Source organism: Serratia sp. 201 (assembly GCF_037027545.1).
In the GTDB taxonomy this organism is placed as follows: domain Bacteria; phylum Pseudomonadota; class Gammaproteobacteria; order Enterobacterales; family Enterobacteriaceae; genus Serratia; species Serratia bockelmannii.
Genome location: NZ_JAXCHC010000002.1, coordinates 364,951 through 383,242, shown reverse-complemented (window position 1 = coordinate 383,242; position 18,292 = coordinate 364,951). Strand labels below are relative to the sequence as shown.

General features: G+C 59.3%; 18 protein-coding genes and 1 tRNA gene. 3 read left to right on the top strand and 16 right to left on the bottom strand.

Annotated features, from left to right (window positions below):
* Window positions 1–11: 11 nt before the first annotated feature.
* The 4 genes from sixA to WA302_RS10105 form a co-directional block, all read right to left on the bottom strand.
* Entirely contained in the window at window positions 12–494 is a 483-nt protein-coding gene (gene sixA / locus WA302_RS10120; protein ID WP_004936230.1) for a phosphohistidine phosphatase SixA, read from the bottom strand.
* Between the two features lie 388 nt (window positions 495–882).
* A complete protein-coding gene (gene fadJ / locus WA302_RS10115; RefSeq protein WP_025303721.1) occupies window positions 883–3,048 on the bottom strand; it encodes a fatty acid oxidation complex subunit alpha FadJ in 2,166 nt (721 codons plus the stop codon).
* Window positions 3,048–4,358, bottom strand: coding sequence for an acetyl-CoA C-acyltransferase FadI (gene fadI / locus WA302_RS10110; RefSeq protein WP_336063774.1), 1,311 nt, complete (start codon window positions 4,356–4,358; stop codon window positions 3,048–3,050). Before fadI ends, fadJ begins: the two co-directional genes overlap by 1 nt.
* 195 nt (window positions 4,359–4,553) lie before the next feature.
* On the bottom strand, window positions 4,554–4,850 hold the full coding sequence (locus WA302_RS10105) for a YfcZ/YiiS family protein (protein ID WP_072145088.1): 297 nt from the start codon (window positions 4,848–4,850) through the stop codon (window positions 4,554–4,556).
* Window positions 4,851–5,255: 405 nt separating this feature from the next.
* On the opposite strand from WA302_RS10105, the gene fadL reads away from it, so the two are divergent.
* The gene (fadL, locus tag WA302_RS10100) at window positions 5,256–6,596 is read left to right on the top strand and encodes a long-chain fatty acid transporter FadL (RefSeq protein ID WP_038629776.1); all 1,341 of its coding nucleotides are present in this window, start codon (window positions 5,256–5,258) and stop codon (window positions 6,594–6,596) included.
* A gap of 116 nt (window positions 6,597–6,712) precedes the next feature.
* Here the strand turns inward: fadL and mlaA are convergent, their stop codons facing one another.
* From mlaA to ccmA, 10 genes are all read right to left on the bottom strand, one after another.
* Window positions 6,713–7,471, bottom strand: coding sequence for a phospholipid-binding lipoprotein MlaA (gene mlaA / locus WA302_RS10095; protein WP_025303725.1), 759 nt, complete (start codon window positions 7,469–7,471; stop codon window positions 6,713–6,715).
* A 28-nt stretch (window positions 7,472–7,499) separates the two neighbouring features.
* Window positions 7,500–8,714 carry a c-type cytochrome biogenesis protein CcmI gene (ccmI, locus tag WA302_RS10090; protein WP_043140192.1) on the bottom strand — a complete coding sequence of 405 codons (1,215 nt, stop codon included), beginning with the start codon at window positions 8,712–8,714 and terminating at the stop codon, window positions 7,500–7,502.
* Window positions 8,714–9,181, bottom strand: a complete 468-nt coding sequence (locus tag WA302_RS10085) for a cytochrome c-type biogenesis protein (protein ID WP_025303727.1) — start codon at window positions 9,179–9,181, stop codon at window positions 8,714–8,716. Before WA302_RS10085 ends, ccmI begins: the two co-directional genes overlap by 1 nt.
* Window positions 9,178–9,729, bottom strand: a complete 552-nt coding sequence (locus WA302_RS10080) for a DsbE family thiol:disulfide interchange protein (protein WP_015378623.1) — start codon at window positions 9,727–9,729, stop codon at window positions 9,178–9,180. Before WA302_RS10080 ends, WA302_RS10085 begins: the two co-directional genes overlap by 4 nt.
* Window positions 9,726–11,696: a heme lyase CcmF/NrfE family subunit gene (locus WA302_RS10075; RefSeq protein ID WP_025303728.1), complete on the bottom strand. Its 1,971-nt coding sequence runs from the start codon at window positions 11,694–11,696 to the stop codon at window positions 9,726–9,728. Before WA302_RS10075 ends, WA302_RS10080 begins: the two co-directional genes overlap by 4 nt.
* Window positions 11,693–12,187 carry a cytochrome c maturation protein CcmE gene (gene ccmE, locus WA302_RS10070; protein WP_004936264.1) on the bottom strand — a complete coding sequence of 165 codons (495 nt, stop codon included), beginning with the start codon at window positions 12,185–12,187 and terminating at the stop codon, window positions 11,693–11,695. Before ccmE ends, WA302_RS10075 begins: the two co-directional genes overlap by 4 nt.
* Entirely contained in the window at window positions 12,184–12,420 is a 237-nt protein-coding gene (gene ccmD, locus WA302_RS10065) for a heme exporter protein CcmD (protein ID WP_025303729.1), read from the bottom strand. The genes ccmE and ccmD overlap by 4 nt, the downstream gene beginning before the upstream one ends.
* Complete coding sequence (locus tag WA302_RS10060) at window positions 12,417–13,154, bottom strand: heme ABC transporter permease (protein ID WP_004936270.1); 738 nt, start codon at window positions 13,152–13,154, stop codon at window positions 12,417–12,419. The genes ccmD and WA302_RS10060 overlap by 4 nt, the downstream gene beginning before the upstream one ends.
* A gap of 120 nt (window positions 13,155–13,274) precedes the next feature.
* Window positions 13,275–13,934: a heme exporter protein CcmB gene (gene ccmB, locus WA302_RS10055; protein ID WP_025303731.1), complete on the bottom strand. Its 660-nt coding sequence runs from the start codon at window positions 13,932–13,934 to the stop codon at window positions 13,275–13,277.
* Complete coding sequence (gene ccmA, locus WA302_RS10050; protein ID WP_015378626.1) at window positions 13,934–14,566, bottom strand: cytochrome c biogenesis heme-transporting ATPase CcmA; 633 nt, start codon at window positions 14,564–14,566, stop codon at window positions 13,934–13,936. The genes ccmB and ccmA overlap by 1 nt, the downstream gene beginning before the upstream one ends.
* Before the next feature lie 229 nt (window positions 14,567–14,795).
* On the opposite strand from ccmA, the gene WA302_RS10045 reads away from it, so the two are divergent.
* A complete protein-coding gene (locus tag WA302_RS10045) occupies window positions 14,796–15,722 on the top strand; it encodes a formate/nitrite transporter family protein (RefSeq protein WP_148123630.1) in 927 nt (308 codons plus the stop codon).
* Between the two features lie 129 nt (window positions 15,723–15,851).
* Window positions 15,852–15,926 (top strand) — tRNA-Arg (locus WA302_RS10040).
* 93 nt (window positions 15,927–16,019) lie between these two features.
* Here the strand turns inward: WA302_RS10040 and WA302_RS10035 are convergent.
* Window positions 16,020–17,294, bottom strand: a complete 1,275-nt coding sequence (locus tag WA302_RS10035) for a lactonase family protein (protein ID WP_334671205.1) — start codon at window positions 17,292–17,294, stop codon at window positions 16,020–16,022.
* 20 nt (window positions 17,295–17,314) lie between these two features.
* Window positions 17,315–18,115, bottom strand: a complete 801-nt coding sequence (locus tag WA302_RS10030; protein WP_060447966.1) for a helix-turn-helix domain-containing protein — start codon at window positions 18,113–18,115, stop codon at window positions 17,315–17,317.
* Window positions 18,116–18,292 lie beyond the last annotated feature (177 nt).

Below are 18,292 nucleotides of genomic sequence, written 5' to 3'. Positions count from 1 at the left end.
GCATCTGCGGCTCACACTTTGGCCATCACCTGCGACGGGCTGACCTGCCATTCAAATTTGCCGTAGCTGCCGTCCGCCGGCAGATCGACGTTAGCGATCGCCGAGGTCGCGAACATCGGCGGGCACTCGCCCGGGCACAGTTCAGCCACCAGGTAGCCCACCAGCGGCAGGTGCGACACGATCAGCACCGAGCTCACCCCTTGCATCGCCAGCGCCTGCAGATAGCTGCCGACCTGTTCGGCGTTGCCGCCCGGCGTCAGCTCGGGCAGCACTTCTTCGCCCTCCGGCAGCGTCAAGGCTTCACGCACCGTCGCCAGCGTCTGTTCGGCCCGCAGATAGGGGCTGACCAGCACGCGTTCAATATCCACAGACTTGGTGTTCAACCAGGCCGCCATCTGACGGGACTCGTCGCGGCCGCACAGGGTAAGGGGCCTTACCGCATCGCTGGCTGCCTCGAGCGCCGCCTCTCCGTGACGCATAATCAAAACTTGCATATTGCACCGCTGTTGTTGACAAAGTAACGCTATACAGAAACGCCGTGCGTGCTGTACCGCCGAGTTTTACAACCCAAAGCCAAAGCTTTAAAACGATAACGCGCCGTCTCTTTATGGCGGCCGGGCATTTTGCCTGAAAGTTTGCCTAAAGAAAATGCTGTTTTTTACAGCAACCCTCCCCTGGCAAACCTCGATTGCTCACAGAACAATCAATTCAACGGGTTAAATTTTAACCTTTCCGCCATGAAATTTATTGATGACGGTCAAGCTAACTTACCGCTGCCTACGCCTTGCTGTACAGCCTCACCGGCTGACGCTGTTACAAGGAGTGATGGCGATCACAACGCGGCCCTGTTGCAACTATAGTGCAAATCGGGCCGCCCTGCGTTCAGCTCCCCAGCGGATAAAAACGCTCGCCCTGCTGCGCCATGCGCTGCAAGCGTTCGCACGGCGCGAAGTGCTCGCCGTGCTGCTGGCGCAGGTATTCCAACGTTTTCACCACTTTTTCGGCGCCGAGCTCGTCCATATAGCGGAACGGGCCGCCGAGGAACGGCGGGAAGCCGATGCCGAACACCGCGCCGATGTCGCCGTCGCGCGCGCTGCGGATCACGCCTTCATCCAGGCAGCGCGCCGCTTCGTTCAGCATCATCATCACGCAGCGCTGGGCGACGGTCGCCGGCAGCATGTGCGCCTTCGGCGTGACGCCGAGCAACGTATACAATGAGGTATCCGCACGTTTACGCCGCTGCCGCTGCTGCCCTTCGCTCGGGTAAAGATAGAAGCCGCGGCCGTTCTTGCGCCCTTTACGCCCGTCCTTCAGCACCGCATCGAACGCAGCCGGCGCGGCGAAGCGCGGCCCCAGCGCCTCGACCAGCACCGGAATGATCTTGGTGCCGACGTCGATGCCCACTTCGTCCAACAGGGTGATCGGGCCGACCGGGAAACCGAAGTCCACCAGCGCCTTGTCCAGTGACTCCATCGGCTCGCCTTCCAGCAGGCAACGGGCCGCTTCGTTGATGTACGGCGCCAGGATGCGGTTGACATAAAAACCCGCGCTGTCGCCCACCACGATAGCGGTCTTGCCCTGCTTGTGCGCCAGCGCCACGGTGGTCGCGATAGTCTCTTCGCTGGTGCCGGCGTGCGGGATCACTTCCACCAGCGGCATTTTGTCCACCGGGCTAAAGTAGTGCAGACCGATCACCTGCTGCGGCCGCTGGGCTTTTTCGGCGATGTGGCCGATAGGCAACGAGGAAGTATTGGAGGCAAACACGGTATGCGGCGCACAGTTCGCTTCGACCTCGGCCACCATCTTCTGCTTCAGCGCCAGATCCTCAAACACCGCCTCGACCACGATATCCACCTGCTCAAAGCCGGTGTAATCGGTAGAGCCGGAGATCAGCATCATCTGTTTTTGCCGTTCCGCCGGGCGCATGCGCTTGCTGCGTACCCGTTTGCCAAGCACGTCCCAGCTGTATTTCAGCGCGTGATTGATGCCGGTTTCATTAATGTCTTTGATACGAACCGGCAAACCGCCGCGCGTGGCGGTGACGCAGGCGATGCCGCCGCCCATCAGGCCGCCGCCGAGAATGCCGACGCGATGCAGGGCATGCGGCTTGGCATTGCCGCCCCGCTCTTTTTTCAGCGCAGTGGAGGCGAAGAACAGGCTGCGCAGCGCCGCCGACTGCGGCGTCATCGCCAGTTCGCCAAAGGCGCGCGCTTCGGCTTCATAGCCGCTGGCGCTGCCGTGATCCAGCCCGGTGCGCACTACCTGAATGATGCGTTCCGCCGCCGGGTAGTTGCCGTGGGTTTTCGCCAACGTTTTTTTGCGCACAATGCTGAACAGCAGATTTCTGCCCAGCGGGCCATTGAGCAGGCGATCCTGCCACGGCAGCTCGCGCTGATGCTTCCAGCCCTGTTTCACCCGCTCGATGGCGGTCTGCAACAGGATCGACTGCGGCACGGCGTCGTCCACCAGCCCCATGCGCAGCGCCTGGCGGGCGCGAATGTGCTTGCCGGTCAGGATCATGTCCAGCGCCTTGGCGGCGCCAACCAAGCGCGGCAGGCGCTGAGTGCCGCCGGAGCCCGGCAGCAGGCCCAGCTGCACTTCCGGCAGACCGAGCGCGGTTTTGTCATCCAACGAACAGACGCGGCCGTGGCAGGCCAGCGCCAATTCCAGGCCGCCGCCCAGGCAGGCGCCATGAATGGCGGCCACCACCGGCACCGGGAAGGCGGCGATCTGCGCTAGCGTGCTCTGCCCTTTCTTGGCCAGCGTTTCCGCCTCTTTGGCGCTGGTGCAGGCGGCAATCATGGTGATGTCGGCGCCGGCGATAAACGAGTCCGGCTTGCCGGAAACGATCACCAATCCTTCCAGCGCGGTATGCTGCTGCGCCCGGATCAGCACGTCGTTCACCTGTTCGACGAACTCGGCCTTGAGCGTATTGACCTTATCGCCCGGCACGTCGATGGTGATCACGCCGATGTTGTCGGGGCGAATCGTCAGCTGAAAGGCCGACGGTTTGGCCCGCTGTTCGTGCAATGCGTTTTCGGCACTCATCATTCCACCTCCACGATCATCGCGGCCCCTAACCCGCCGGCGGCGCAGGCGGTGGTCAGGCCCAGCCCGCCGCCGCGGCGTTTCAGCTCGCGCAACGTCTGGGTGATCATGCGCGCGCCGGTGGCGGCGAATGGGTGGCCATAGGCGATGGAACCACCCAAGACGTTGAATTTGTCCATGTCCACCTCACCGATCGCCTGGCTGCGGCCAAGCTTCTCGCGGGCGAACGCTTCGCTGGCAAACATCTTCAGGTTGGCCAGCGTTTGCGCAGCGAAGGCTTCATGCATGTCGATGAGCGTCAGATCGGCCAGACCGATGCCGGCGCGATCCAGCGCCAGCGGCGTAGCGTAGGAAGGCCCCAGCAGCATGTCTTCCCACACGTCGATGGCGGCGAAGGCGAAACTGCGTAGATAGCCGAGCGGCTGCAGCCCCAGCTCTTTGGCGCGCGATTCGCTCATCATCAGTACCGCCGCCGCGCCGTCGGTCAACGGCGTGCTGTTGGCCGCAGTGACGCTGCCGTTTTTGCGATCGAACGCCGGTTTCAGCTTGGCGTAGGAAGCCAGGCTGGAGTCTTTGCGGATATTGTTGTCTTCAGAAAGCTGCGCGCGGTAAGGCGGCACGTAGGCCGTCATCACCTCATCGCGCAGCCACCCCTCACGCCAGGCCCTGGCCGCCAGTTCGTGGGAACGGTGCGCCAGCGCATCCTGCGCTTCGCGGGTGATGCCGTGGCTTTTCGCCATTTGCTCAGCGGTATCGCCCATGCGCAGACCGGTGGAATACTCCGCCACCGCCGGCGGCACCGGCATCAGATCGCGGAATTTCAGCCGGCTGAACAGTTTGAGACGCTGCGACAGCGTGCGCGCCTTGTTGACGTCCACCAGCGTGCGCGCCAACGCCTTGCTGACGCCGATCGGCAAGACGGAAGAAGAGTCCGCCCCGCCGGCGATACCGACGCTGATGCTGCCGGCCATGATGCTCTCCGCCACGTTGGCGATCGCCTGGAAGCTGGTGGCGCAGGCACGCGACACGCTGTAAGCGTCGGTATGAACGCTCATACCGGTACCGAGCACGATTTCACGCGCGATGTTCGGCGCCTCGGGCATTTGCACCACCTGGCCGAACACCAGCTGTTCGATCAGCTGCGGATCGATGCCGCTACGCGCCAACAGCTCGCTCACCGCCGTTTTCCCTAAATCCACCGCCGGAATGCCGTGATAGGCAGTTGCCTGTTTGGCAAAGGGGGTACGCAGTCCATTCACAATCGCAATGCGGTCACCATGACGGGTCACCAACGGCAGTGCCTTACTCATAAATGCTCCTGAAGAAAATAACGTCAGCGCAATGGGCAGAAAGAGGTCTGACCTGATGAGGTCATTGTTAACCAAACGGTTACATTTGGCAAACCGGCAGAGATCAAAACTGCGAGCAGGCGCACTTTCTATCGGGGCGGCACGGGGAAGGAAATCCCCGGCGCGCAGCAGGCGGCGCCGGGGGTAAAGCGGGGATTAACGCAGGCCGAGCTGGAAGATCAGGGTTTCCGCCTGGCAGGCGAAGGTGAAATCGGCCTCCAACTGCACGCCACCGTCAACCGGTTTAATGCTACTGCTGATGTCACAAGGATCGGATTCGACCGCGCGCGCCTTTTCGCTCAGGGCGGCCAGCATCGCTTCCGCATCTTGTTGATTACTGAACACCTGGCTGTAGGACGCGGTGCAATCGGTGTTATCCATCACGGTGCCGACATCCACGCAGCAACACGCGGCGGTTTCCTGGGCGCTGCATTTATTAATTGCATCTGACATGATTGGTTCTCCTCAAGGGCCTCGGTTATCAGCCCAAATTGCCGTTTCACTCACCGGCACAAAGCCACAAAATTCTGCGGGTATTTTACGCTTCCACGCCGGCAATCACTAGCACTTACTTTTACTGGGTGTTTTAAGTGATGGAAATCACAAATAAAAATGAGCGTCTGCTAAGGAGTGGTAAGAATTTTGTTATTTACCGCTGGCTTTTTGTTAAGCAGATCTCTTTTTTGATATCAGGTTGGAAATATTTCAAAAACAAACTTGCAACATTTTCACAGGTCAGACCTATACTTCAGCCACTGGTCTGATTTGTCTGAACGATAACGGACCCTACAATCCCGCGCTCCTTGTTACTTCGTGTAACAATAGTTTAAATAATAAACACATAATGAGGTTTTGGTCATGAGCCAGAAAAACCTATTGACTAAATCAGCTCTCGCAGCTGCAGTGGCAATTATTTCTTCAAACGTGTCTGCCGCAGGATTCCAGCTGAATGAGTTCTCATCAGCTGGTTTAGGACGTTCGTATTCTGGCGAAGGCGCCATGGCGGATACGGCGGCCTCCGCAAGCCGCAACCCGGCATTGCTGATGATGTATACCCGTCCCGAGCTGTCCATCGGCGCAGTCTTCATCGACCCGGACGTTGACATCACCGGCAAATCGCCTTCCGGTGCCAGCCTGGACTCCAAAAATATCGCCCCTGTCGCCTGGGTGCCGAACCTGCATTATGTTCACCCGATTAACGATCAGTTCGCCGTAGGCGGCTCGGTCACCAGCAACTTCGGTTTGGCGACCGAATTCAACGACGGTTATACCGCCGGCGCCTACGGCGGTAAGACCGATTTGACTACCGTTAACCTCAACCTGAGCGGCGCCTACCGTCTGAATCAACACTTCAGCTTCGGCCTGGGCTTCGATGCGGTGTACGCCAAAGCCAAACTGGAACGCTACGCCGGTGAATTGCCGAAACTGCTTGCAGGTCAAGGCCTGCAAACCGGTAGATTAACGCCTCAGCAAGCCGGAATGATCGCTCAAATCCCTGGCGATACCCAGATTTCTCACCTGAAAGGCGATAAATGGGGTTACGGCTGGAACGCCGGCATCCTGTACGAAGTGGATGAAAACAACCGTTACGGCTTCACCTATCGCTCTGAAGTCAAAATCAAGTTCGATGGCGATTACAAGAGCAGCCTGCCAGCACAATTCAACCCTCTGACTCAATCTCTGGGCTTAGGCTTGCCTTGGGGCACCAGCGGCAGCACCATCCCGGGTTCTCTGGATCTGAATCTGCCGGAAATGTGGGAGCTGTCCGGCTACAACAAAGTGGCGCCGCAGTGGGCCATTCACTACAGCCTGGCCTATACCAGCTGGAGCCAGTTCCAGGAGCTGAGAGCCACCGGCAACAACGGTCAGACGCTGTTCGAGAAGCATGAAGGCTTCAAAGACGCTTACCGTATCGCGCTGGGCACCACCTACTTCTACGACGACAACTGGACCTTCCGGACCGGTATCGCCTTCGATGACAGCCCGGTGCCCGCCCAAAACCGTTCGATCTCCATTCCCGATCAGGACCGTTTCTGGCTGAGTGCCGGTACTACCTATGCGTTCAACAAAGACGCCTCGGTCGACGTCGGCGTGTCCTACATGCACGGCCAGAAAGTCACCATCAACGAAGGCCCTTACACCTTCAATTCGGTGGGTAAAGCCTGGCTGTACGGCGCCAACTTCAACTACCGCTTCTAATCTCACTTGAGATGGATGCCAAAGCGCCCCCTGGGGCGCTTTTTCTTTGCCTGTCGCTCGCGCGGGCATAAAAAAACCCGCCTGACGGCGGGTTTTCATTGGCATAATGCCCGGGATTACTGCGAGTCGATCTCGTCCAGTTCGCCCTGAATCGCCTTGGCGTTCGGGTTCTCTTCCGGCTTGAGCGAACCGCCGTTGGCGATGAAATCGTGGCGCTGGAAGTAAGCTTCGCGCACCATGATGTAAGGATCGGAGGAATTGCGCAGCAGACCGTCGGAATCCAGCAGTTGAGCGCGGGTTTCGATACCCTCGACCACCCATTTGCCCGCCGACATCCAGAAGGTCAGGTAGCTCAGCATCGGATACAGCGTATCCGCAAAGTCGCCACCTTCGTCACGCAGGGTAAAGCTGCCATAGCCCGGCAACATCACGTACGGGCCGTAACCCACATCGTAATGCCCCAACGTGCTGCCGAAGCGATTCGGCTCTTCGCGCGCCAGTTTCGGGTTGGCCATGCCGGCCACGTCGATCAGGCCGCCCATCCCGAGCAGGGTGTTCAGGAAGAAACGGTTGAAGTGGATCATCCCGCGGTAAGGATCGCCCTTCAGGAAGGCGTTGACCATGCTGGCCGGCTCTTCCAGGTTGGAGGTGAAGTTGCTGATGCCGTTACGCGCCGGCATCGGCACGTAGTCACGCCAGGCCACCGCGACCGGACGCAAGATATAAGGATCCAGGACGTTGTAGTTGAAGTCGAACATCGTCCGGTTAAATCCTTCCAGAGGATCAGAACGCCCTTGCGGCTCATTGTCTGGCGCGCTGGCACAGCCCACCAGTAATGCCGCTGCGAATGCCACCCCAGTCAGGCGAAAGTTCATATTTTTCTCCATAAAAACACGTTCGGTCTTATTTTTCAGGGACCTGCTTGTTTATCTGAACGCTAACCTGCTCTTTACCGCTGAATGTCTGCAGCGAGCTTTCGCCGAACCAGTCCCCCGGTTGCGGCGTGGCCAATCCGTCCTGTGAGAGGCGCACACGCACCTGCACCTGATGCTGCGCCGAGAGCAGACGCTCGGGCATCATGGCGTTGCTGTCATCCAGTGAGAAAGACAGCGGAAAACGGCTCAACGGCAATTGTTTTACTGCGACCGGCACCGGGCTGACGCCGTCGGTCACCGAGATAACCAGCGTCCCCTGCGGCGGCATGGCTTTCGCCGCCTGCGGTGACAGCGCAACGGTCACATTCAGTTTAACAGTTTCTCCGCCGGCCTGGGCTTTTGCTTGTGCAATACTGCGCTTTATCACTTCCGCGCGCGGATCGTTGGCCGGCAGCAGCTGCAGCATCACTTGCCAGGCGCCAATCGCCTGTTTGAAATCGCCCTGTTCGAAGGCATTGAACGCCAGCAGGCTGAGCACCCGCGGATCGCTGTGGTTTTCCGCGATCATGCGCCGCAACAGCTGCGTCGCCTGCTTGTTATCCTCCGGATCGTTGGAGCGCGTCAAGACCTCGGCATAGCCGAGCCGCACTTCCAGACTATTCGGATCCAATTGATAAGCATGAGCAAAGGCCTGCGTGGCGGTAGTGGCATTGTTCAACGCCATGCCGACGCGCCCCAGCATCATCCAGTCGTTGATATTGCGATCGTCCTGCTGCAGCGCGGTGCGCAGCCCCAGTCCGAGACGGGCAATCTCTTCCATGCTCAGCGGTTTGGCGCGCTCGTTGGCGACGCGCTCGCGCAATTCCGGCATTTGCGCCTGCACCAGACGCCAGTCCAGCACCTGCGCCAACCCGCCGGTTTTCAGATAAAAGCCAACGGTCACCGCCAGCAGTAACACCACGCCCGGCACCAGCGCCCAGCGGTTGATCGGCTTCGCCTGCACCATCTGCTCGGCCGGGATGTCGTTCAACAGGTTCTGTTGCAGCTCTTTGACCAGCTCCGGGCGCTCGGCCACCACGCCCTGCTGCTCATCCTGCTCCAGCTCGCTGAGGCGATCCTGATAAAACGCCTTGTTCAACGCATCGCGCGTGGCGGCGCTCTGCTTGCCGTGGCGCATCGCCGGCACCACCAGCAACGCGGCGGCGCCGGCCAACAACACGCAAATAATCAGCCAAAAAGCCATTAGGGTTTCTTCCTGTCAGTCTCTTGCAACAGCGCCGCCAGGCGCTGCCGTTCCCGTTCGGAGAATGCATCATCCGCCGCCGCATCGGGCCGCCGACGGGTGCGCAGGATCACCACCGCCCCGCCGATCAATACGAACAGCAGCGGGCCGATCCACAAGATCAGCGTCGCCGGCGTTACCGGCGGCTCGTAGGTGACGAAGTTGCCATAACGCGCCACCATGTAATCGATAATCTGCTGCTTGTTTTGCCCCTGCATCATCAGTTCGTACACCTTGGTGCGCATGTCGGCGGCGATGATGGCGTTGGAATCGGCAATGCTGTTGTTTTGACATTTCGGGCAGCGCAGCTGTTCGGTCAACTCGCGATACTGCTGCTCTTGCTCGACGGAGTTGAAGCGATAGGTATCGATCGCCGCGGCGGCGCTCCAGCTCAGCAGTGCGGCACACAGCAGAACAATCAGCCTCATGCCTCACCCCCGTACTTTTTATACAGCGGCAGCACTTCCTGCTGCCAGACGCGCTCGTTCATGTCGCCGGCGTGGCGATAGCGAATGATCCCCTGGCCGTCGATAAGGAAGGTCTCAGGCGCGCCGTACACCCCGAGATCCAACCCCAGCATGCCGTCGCCGTCGTACAGGCTGAGCGCATAGGGATTGCCGAGGGAATTCAGCCAGGTCACCGCCTTGGCACGATCGTCTTTATAGTTCAGGCCGACCACCCGCACGCCGCGCGCCGCCAGCGTATTGAGATACTGGTGCTCCGCGCGGCAGGTCGGGCACCAGGTGGCCCAGACGTTGAGCAATATCGGCTTGCCGTCGCGCAGCACCGCCTGATCGTAGGTTTTGCCGGGCTGATCCAGCGATTCCAGCCTGAAGGTCGGCACCGGTTTGCCGATCAGCGCCGACTCCAGCATGGTCGGATCTTCGCCGCCGGCGTTGCGCGTCAGTTGCACCATCAGGGCCGCCACCAGCAGCAGGAAGAGCACCAACGGGATAAACAGCAGCTTACGCTTCATGATTGCGCCTCCAGCTTGCCTTCACGCTTGAGCTTTTTGCTCATGCGATAACGCGGGTCGAGAATGCACAGCAGGCCGCCGATCGCCATAAAGACGCCACCGAACCAGATCCAGCGCACGAAGGGTTTATAATACAGGCGCACCGCCCAGGAGCCGTCTTCCAGCTCCTCACCCAGCGCCGCGTACAGATCGCGGCTGAACCCGCCGTCGATCGCCGCCTCGGTCATCATGCTGCGCGCCACGCTGTAGTAGCGTTTCTCCGCATGCAGCGTCGCCTCCGGCTTGCCGTTGCGCGTCACGTCGATGATACCGACGCCGCCGCTGTAATTCGGGCCGCGGATGTCGTGCACGTCGCGGAACACGAAATGATAATTGTGGATATCCACGCTGTCGCCGGCCTTCATCCGCACGTCGCGCTCCACGCTGTAATTCTGGCTGAAGGCGATGCCGATCACCGTCACCGCCACGCCGAGGTGGCCGAGCACCATGCCCCAGTGGCTGCGGGACAGCTGCCGCAGGCCGCGCCAGAAACCGTGACGATGGGTGGCGCGCTCATGCAGCTCCATCAGCGTCAGGATGATCACCCACAGTGCCATGATCAGGCCCACCACCGTCATGCCGGCGATGCTGTCCTGCAACAACCACGGCAGCAGAATCGACAGCACCAGCGTCGCCAGCAGCGCTACGCCGAGGCGCCGCCACAGCTTGCGCGGCTCATCGCGGCGCCAGCGCACCAGCGGCCCAATGCCCAACAGCAGCGCCAGCGGCGCCATCAGCCAGGTGAACATGGTATTGAAGAACGGCTCGCCGATCGAAATGCTGCCCAGCCCCAGCTGTTTGTGCACCAGCGGCAGCAGCGTGCCCAACAGCACCACCAGCATGGCGGCGATCAGCAGCACGTTATTGCCCAGCAGGAAGGTCTCGCGCGAGAAGGTCTCGTGCTGTACACGGCTACGCACCTGGCCGCCCTTGACCGCGTACAGCAGCAGCGAACCGCCGATGACGATCACCAGATAGGCGAGAATAAACATGCCGCGCGCCGGGTCGGAGGCGAAGGAGTGCACCGAGACCAGCACGCCGGAGCGCACCAGGAAGGTGCCCAGCAGGCACAGCGAGAAGGCGGTGATCGCCAGCAGCACCGTCCAGGCTTTGAACGTGCCGCGTTTCTCGGTCACCGCCAGCGAATGCATCAGCGCGGTGCCGGCCAGCCACGGCATAAAGGAGGCGTTCTCCACCGGATCCCAGAACCACCAACCGCCCCAGCCCAACTCATAGTAGGCCCAGGCCGATCCGAGCACGATGCCCAGCGTGAGGAACACCCAGGCGGCGGTAGTCCACGGGCGTGACCAGCGCGCCCAGGCGGTGTCGAGCCGGCCGGCCATCAACGAGGCGATGGCGAACGCGAAGGCGACCGAGAAGCCGACATAGCCCATGTACAGCAGCGGCGGGTGGAAAATCAGGCCGATATCCTGCAGCAGCGGGTTGAGATCGCTGCCGTCGATCGGGAAGTTCGGCAGCGTGCGGGTGAACGGGTTGGAGGTCATGATGATGAACAGCAGGAAACCGGCGGTGATCATGCCCATCACCGACAGCACCCGCGCCACCGCGTCCTGCGGCATCGCCCGGCTGCACAACGCCACCGCCAGCGACCAGCAACTCAGCAGCAGCACCCACAGCAGCAGCGAACCTTCGTGCGCCCCCCAGGTGGCGGCGATGCGGTAATACACCGGCAGTTGGGTATTGGAGTTGGTGGCCACGTAGGCGACGGTAAAGTCGTTGACCACGAAGGCATGCACCAGGCACAGGAACGCCAGCGCAATCGCCGCGAACATGCCATAGGTCAGCGGCCGGGCCACCGCCATCATGCGGCTGTCCTGCCGCGCCGCGCCCCACTGCGGGTAAATGCTCAGCAACAGCGCGATCGCCAGCGCCAGGCACAGCAGAAAACTGCCCAGTTCCGGCATCATGACTTGGCACCCTCCGCCTGCGGCGCGTTATACGCTTCCGCCGGCCCTTTGTGATTCTCTTTCATCGCGTCGGCCACTTCTGGCGGCGTGTATTTCTCGTCGTGCTTGGCCAGCACTTCGCGCGCATTGACCACGTTGCCCTCGCCCAGCACGCCCTGCGCCACCACGCCCTGCCCTTCGCGGAACAGGTCCGGCAGAATGCCAGTGTAGGTCACGCCGATCGCGCCGCGCGCGTCGTAAATCTTGAAGCTGACCTGCAGCGTATTGGGATCGCGTTTCACCGAGCCGGGCATCACCATGCCGCCGATACGCAGCCGCTGGCCGACCTCGGGCTTCTCATGATTTTCGCCCTTGCCCTGCAGGATTTCACCCGGGGTATAGAACAGATCGATGTTGGAGCGCAGCGCGTACAGCATCAGGGTTGCGGTCAGCGCAATGCCGATCAGCACAACGATCGCCAGATAAAGGCGGCTTTTACGACGTGGATTCACAATGATTTCTCCCGCGGTGCGGCGGATTTTTGTTTTGATTGTTGCGCATGGCGAATGCGCCGCTCGCGCGCCTGACGGCGGCCGATCTCGGCGAGCAACTGCCGCCGCTGCCAGACGGTGTGTGCCACCAGCCCCAACAGCGAAATCAGCGTGACGGCGACCGCCAGCCAGACATAGAAGGCATAACCGCCCATGGCGAAAAACGCCGGCCAGGAATCGAATGCGGCATTCATGACTGACGCTCCTTATTCACCAGCCCGGCAACCCACGGGCGCTGGCGCTCCTGGAACAGAATCAAATTGCGCAGACGCATCAGCGTCAACGTAACGAACAACAGCAGGTAGCCGAGGATCGCCCAACGCAGCGGGGTGCGCATACTTGGCGCGATGGATTGCTGCATGTTGGTCGAGCCCTGATGCAGCGTATTCCACCATTCGACGGAGAAATGGATGATCGGAATGTTCACCACGCCCACCAGCACCAGAATGCCGGCGGCCCGGCCCGCCAGGCGGCGGTCTTCGAAAGCGTTATACAGCGCGATGACGCCCATATAAAGGAACAGCAGCACCAGCTCGGAGGTCAGCCGCGCGTCCCATACCCACCAGGTGCCCCACATCGGCTTGCCCCAGGCGGAGCCGGTCACCAGCGCGATAAAGGTGAACACCGCGCCGATCGGCGCCATCGCCGCCACCACGGTATCGGACATTTTCATCTGCCACACCAGGCCGATAAACGCTGCCACCGCCATCGAGGCATAGATGCCCATCGACCACATGGCCGCCGGCACGTGAATATAAATGATGCGGAAGCTGTCGCCCTGCTGATAATCCTTCGGCGCGAAACCAAAGCCCCATGCCCAGCCAAGCAGCAGGCAGGCCGCCGCCGCCAGCCCCAGCCAGGGGATAAAGCGGCCGCAGACGTGATACAGCCGTTCAGGCCGCGCCAGTTGATGTAACCATTTCCACATTGTCGTCAGTGCTCACGGTAATTTTTATGCGTCGGCCGCCCCGAGCGATCGAAACGGCGAAAATCTTCTGCAGGGTACGCTCTTGTCGGCCTTGCCCCGTCTGTTCATTCAATACGTTAGCTAGTGCACGCTCACTCGCAGCGCCGCTGCGGTGGCAAACGGTGCCAATGTCACGCTGCCCGCCAGCATCGCACCGAGTATCGCCAGGTAACCGTCAATCGGCATGCCCATCGAGGCGGCGTCGATCGCGCCGGTGGCGAAGATCAGCACCGGGATATACAGCGGCAGCACCAGCAGGCTGAGCAGCACGCCCCCTTTGCGCAAGCCGACGGTCAACCCCACGCCGATAGCGCCGATCAGGCTCAGCGTCGGCGTGCCGAGCAGCAGCGTACCCGCCACCGCCAGCCAGGTTTGCATATCGAGCGACAACAGCAGCGCCACCAGCGGCGACAGGATCAGCAGCGGCAATCCCGTCACGACCCAGTGAGCACACACTTTGCCCAGCACCGTCATCGGCAGCGGCGTCGGCAGCAGCAACAGCTGCTCCAGCGATCCGTCGAGAAAGTCGTCGCGAAACAGCCGCTCCAGCGACAGCAGCGAGGCCAGCAGCGCCGCCACCCACACGATGCCCGGCGCAATGCGCGCCAGCAGCTGCGGTTCAGGGCCAATCCCCAGCGGGAACAGCGTGATCACAATCAGGAAAAACCACAGCGGGTTGACGATCTCCGACCCTTTACGGCAGGCGATCTTCAATTCGCGACGCACCAGAGTCAAAAACATCACAAACTCCCCGCGTCGTGTTCCGCCAAACGAATTTTGCCCACCGTTTGGCTGACGCCGGCCAAATCCTGATGCGTGGTCAACAATACCATGCCGCCCCGCTGCGCATGTTGTTCAAAAAGGCTAATCAACTCGGCCACGCCCTGTTTATCGATCGCCGTCAAGGGTTCATCGAGGATCCACAGCGGCGCCGCGCTGAGCCACAATCGCGCCAGCGCCACCCGCCGCTGCTGCCCGGCCGAAAGCTGCGCCACCGGCAGATCCTCGTACCCCACCAACCCGACCTGCTCCAGCGCGCGCCAGATGGCCTGATGCTCGGCCGCGCCGCGCACCGCCTGATAAAACTGCAGATTTTCGAAGGGTGTCAATACGGCTTTGATGCCCGGTTGATGGCCGATAAACAGCAAATCTTGCTGATACGCCGCGCGATCGCGCAGCGTGTTGCGCCCGCGCCAGCACACCTCACCGCCGTCCGGCCGCGCCAAACCGGCGAGGATGCGCAGCAAACTGGTCTTGCCCGCGCCGTTCGGCCCTTCTACCTGAATGATATCGCCCGGCTGAACTGAAAAGCTTAGCTCGCTAAACAGGATGCGCTCATCGCGCACGCAACTCAGACTTTTGGCTTCCAGCATCAGGGAACTCATATTTTTCTTTGGGATAGCGAATCATAGCATAAGCCTTTCCCCACACGCAGCCTGCGGCGGGCGCGCCGAGGGGCCAATATGGCGAGCAGGATCAAGAATGCGTGGAAAAAATCGGCGGATTTTAACTCTTGTTACCTTTTTCTGTATTTCGCCGCATTTAGGCCGGGCAACTACGCTTAATGACGTGACCTCACCCTTATTGAGCAGGAGCGACAGCATGAACGACCAGCAACGCCAGCAGCACGAGCCGGATGAGACAATGCAGGTAGAGAGCGAAGAGCAGGAACAGGGCAAACGCGAAATCGAAGTCAGGGAAGAGAATCTGCCGTCACGCGCGGCGGCGGTGCATGAACAGATCCGAATGGAAGGCGAAAAAGAGCTGGAGCGCGACGGGCTGGCGCTGCTGTGGTCGGCGATCGCCGCCGGGCTGTCGATGGGCGCCTCGCTGGCGGCGAAAGGCATTTTCCACGCCCGCTTGCCGGACGATCCCAGCCGCTTTTTCATTGAGAACCTCGGCTACACCTTCGGTTTTATCATTGTCATCATGGCGCGCCAGCAGCTGTTTACCGAAAACACCGTCACGGCGGTGCTGCCCATTATGCATAAACCCACGCCGCGCAACCTGCTTATCCTGCTGCGCCTGTGGGGCGTGGTGCTGCTCGGCAATCTGATCGGCACCGCGCTGGCGGCGCTGGCGTTTACCCATATGCCGCTGTTCGACGCCGAAACGCGCCGCGCCTTCATCAGCCTGGGCGAAGAGGTGATGCGCCATACGCCGGGAGAAATGTTCGCCAATGGCATCCTGGCCGGCTGGATCATCGCCACCATGGTATGGATGTTCCCGGCCGCCGGCGCGGCGAAAATCTGGGTGATCGTGTTGATGACCTACCTGGTGGCGATTTGCGATTTGACGCATATCGTGGTCGGCTCGGTGGAGATCCTGTATCTGGTGTTCAACGGCACGATGGGATGGCAAGCATTCGTTTATCCGTTCGCCCTGCCGACGCTGGCGGGTAACATCATCGGCGGCACCTTTATCTTTGCGCTGATCAGCCACGCGCAAATCCGCAACGATTTGAGCGCCAAAAATAAGGCGGCGCGGCTGCAAGGGGAAAAACGGCGCCACGACGGAGAAAAACCGTGATCGCGGTCGGTTAGCCGAGGAAATTTCGGCGCGAACTGGCGAGGTATTGAGCAAACGCGCCGCTAAGCGCTTATTCTGCGGGTAAAAAAAGGTATAATGCCCCGGCAGCTTCGGTTGCCGGTCCGCAGCGTCCCCGTAGTTAAACGGATATAACAAGCCCCTCCTAAGGGCTAGTTACTGGTTCGATTCCAGTCGGGGACACCATTCTTTCTCATCAAGCCATTCCCCATCATCTGCACCCGCAATTCCCCTTTTCCCCTGTTCAGACCCGGTTTCTCCCGCGCCTTATGATGGGCATTAATTGAAAAACTTGATATCCGTCGGCGTTGAAATCGCCGCCGCTTCACCTCTGGCCTGCAACTCACCCTTCTCATCATCGAAATCGAACAGCGTAACGCTATTGGTGAACACATTCGTGACATAGAGGCGGTTGCCGTCGGCATCAAAAGCGAGCGCCCGCGGTTCAATGCCGCCGGCCTCATAGCGCGTCGGCACGCTTGGCAGACCGTCCCTGCCTATTTTAAATACCAGCAGGTGGTTATCGGTACCGCGATGGGTGGCAATAAGATATCTGCCGCTCGGGCTCAGGATAATAGCCCCGCCGCTTTTCGCCTCCGCCGAATCGAGGCCGCCGTTCAGTTTCACTTTCCCTCTCAGAGTCAATCGATTGTCGTTAACGGCAAACGCCTCGATCTCGCCCGCCATTTCAGTGATGACATACGCATATTCGCCTTCTGGCGAGAACACCATGTGCCGTGGACCGGCGCCGGGCGCAAAGCCGACATCGCGCGAAGCATCCGCCTGCAGCGGCTGCGCGTTATCCGGGCGATAGCGGTAGGCGTGCAACTTATCGCCGCCGAGATCCGCCGCGTACAGGTATTGGCCATCGCGGCTGAAGGTGGTGGAGTGCGCATGCCCGCCTTCCTGGCGCCCCTGCACGATGCCGGAGCCGGGTATAAACGGGTAATGCTGCACGTGTTCACCCAGTGTGCCGTCGCTGCGAATCGGCAATACCGTCACCCCCGCGCCGCCTTTGGCGACGGAGTAGTTGGCGACAAACAGAAACTTACCGTCCGGGCTGAGTGTGGCATGCGTCGGCTGCTGGCCCGCACTGCTCACCGTATTCAGCACCCGCACGCTGCCTGCGTCGTCTATTGCCAAGGCGGTCACCGTTCCCGCATCCTCTTCATTGGTGACATAGGCGAAACGACCATCGCGAGATTTTGCGATCCATGACGGGCTTTTCATCTTGATAACATTGAGCAGCGTTAACGTGCCGTCGACATTTACCCTCAGACGATAGAGCCCTTCACTGGGGAACGCCGGTTTCTGCACCGTGGGCGCATCCGGAATATGGGTCCAGGTACCGACTAACGCTATTTGTTGATGCTCCCGATTATTGGCCATCGCATTTCCTGAAAACATGAAGAGAGTTAATGCCAGCATTAATTGAATGACCTGCCAGCCTAAACCGGTAACGTTCACCCAGCCAGACACAGACAACGTTAAAGGTAGCATACCGAAAGCGTAATGGTGTTTATTCATTGAACCGGGGGATTTCTCTACACTCATGATGTCTCCTTTTCTCAACGCTACACCACAGGAATCAGTATATCGACATTAACAACTTCGCTGTTTAAATGCTCGTTTCTATATAGCTCGATAAAAAAGCTTTCCCTCATCTTGACATTAATGGCCGGCAGGTAAGCGTCATAGATGCTTTCAAAAAAATCAATGTACTCAGGCAACGCCCCCATAAAGGGAATAACAATATATTTCCCTCTGGGTATGTAGAAGTTAAAAATAGAGTGAAAAACCTCTTGTTCCTTACCATTTGAATGCCATTTACCCGCTCTTCTTTTTTCCACACCATAAGCTTTTCCATTCTTGCTTAACCATTTTTCATTAGTCTGCGTAATGTCACTGGCATCTCTGTATTTCCTTATGGAATGGAAAATCAATGCTTTGTACTGCTTTAACAACTCAATATCATCCGGCATGACCGTGTGATAAAAATAGGGCTTATTGTCATTGCCATACGGTGGGATCTGGATGGAGAAATCCCATCCCCGGCTGTTTCTAAAGCTGTTGGGCGTTTCGCCAAAGAAACGTTTGAATGCCCGCGTGTAACATTGCTGAGAGGCAAAGCCCGATGCCAAGGCGACATCCAGTATGTTCCCTTGATGTTGTTTAAGCAAAATTGCGGATCGGCTCAGCTTTCTGTGCCTGATATAAGTTCCGAGCGTCATACCAAAATAATGTTTAAACAGCCGTTGCAAATGCCATTTAGAATACCCTGAGATAATAGACACTTTCTCGACGGAAAGCCCCTCTATAATATTCTTCTCCATATACTCTAATACCTGTAAAAGAATATCTTTCCGATAGTCCATGTGCGCTCCTTGCCTTTATAAAAATTGTGTCCTTTTCATTAAAATCGTTAACCAACCAAACCAAGTCATTAAGATTAATCCTAAAAAAAATCACCTTGGCAGCACCATTTTTGCGGCATAGGAAAAGTCATTACTTAAATAACTGAAAATGATCATGTTATATAAATCCACCCGCAA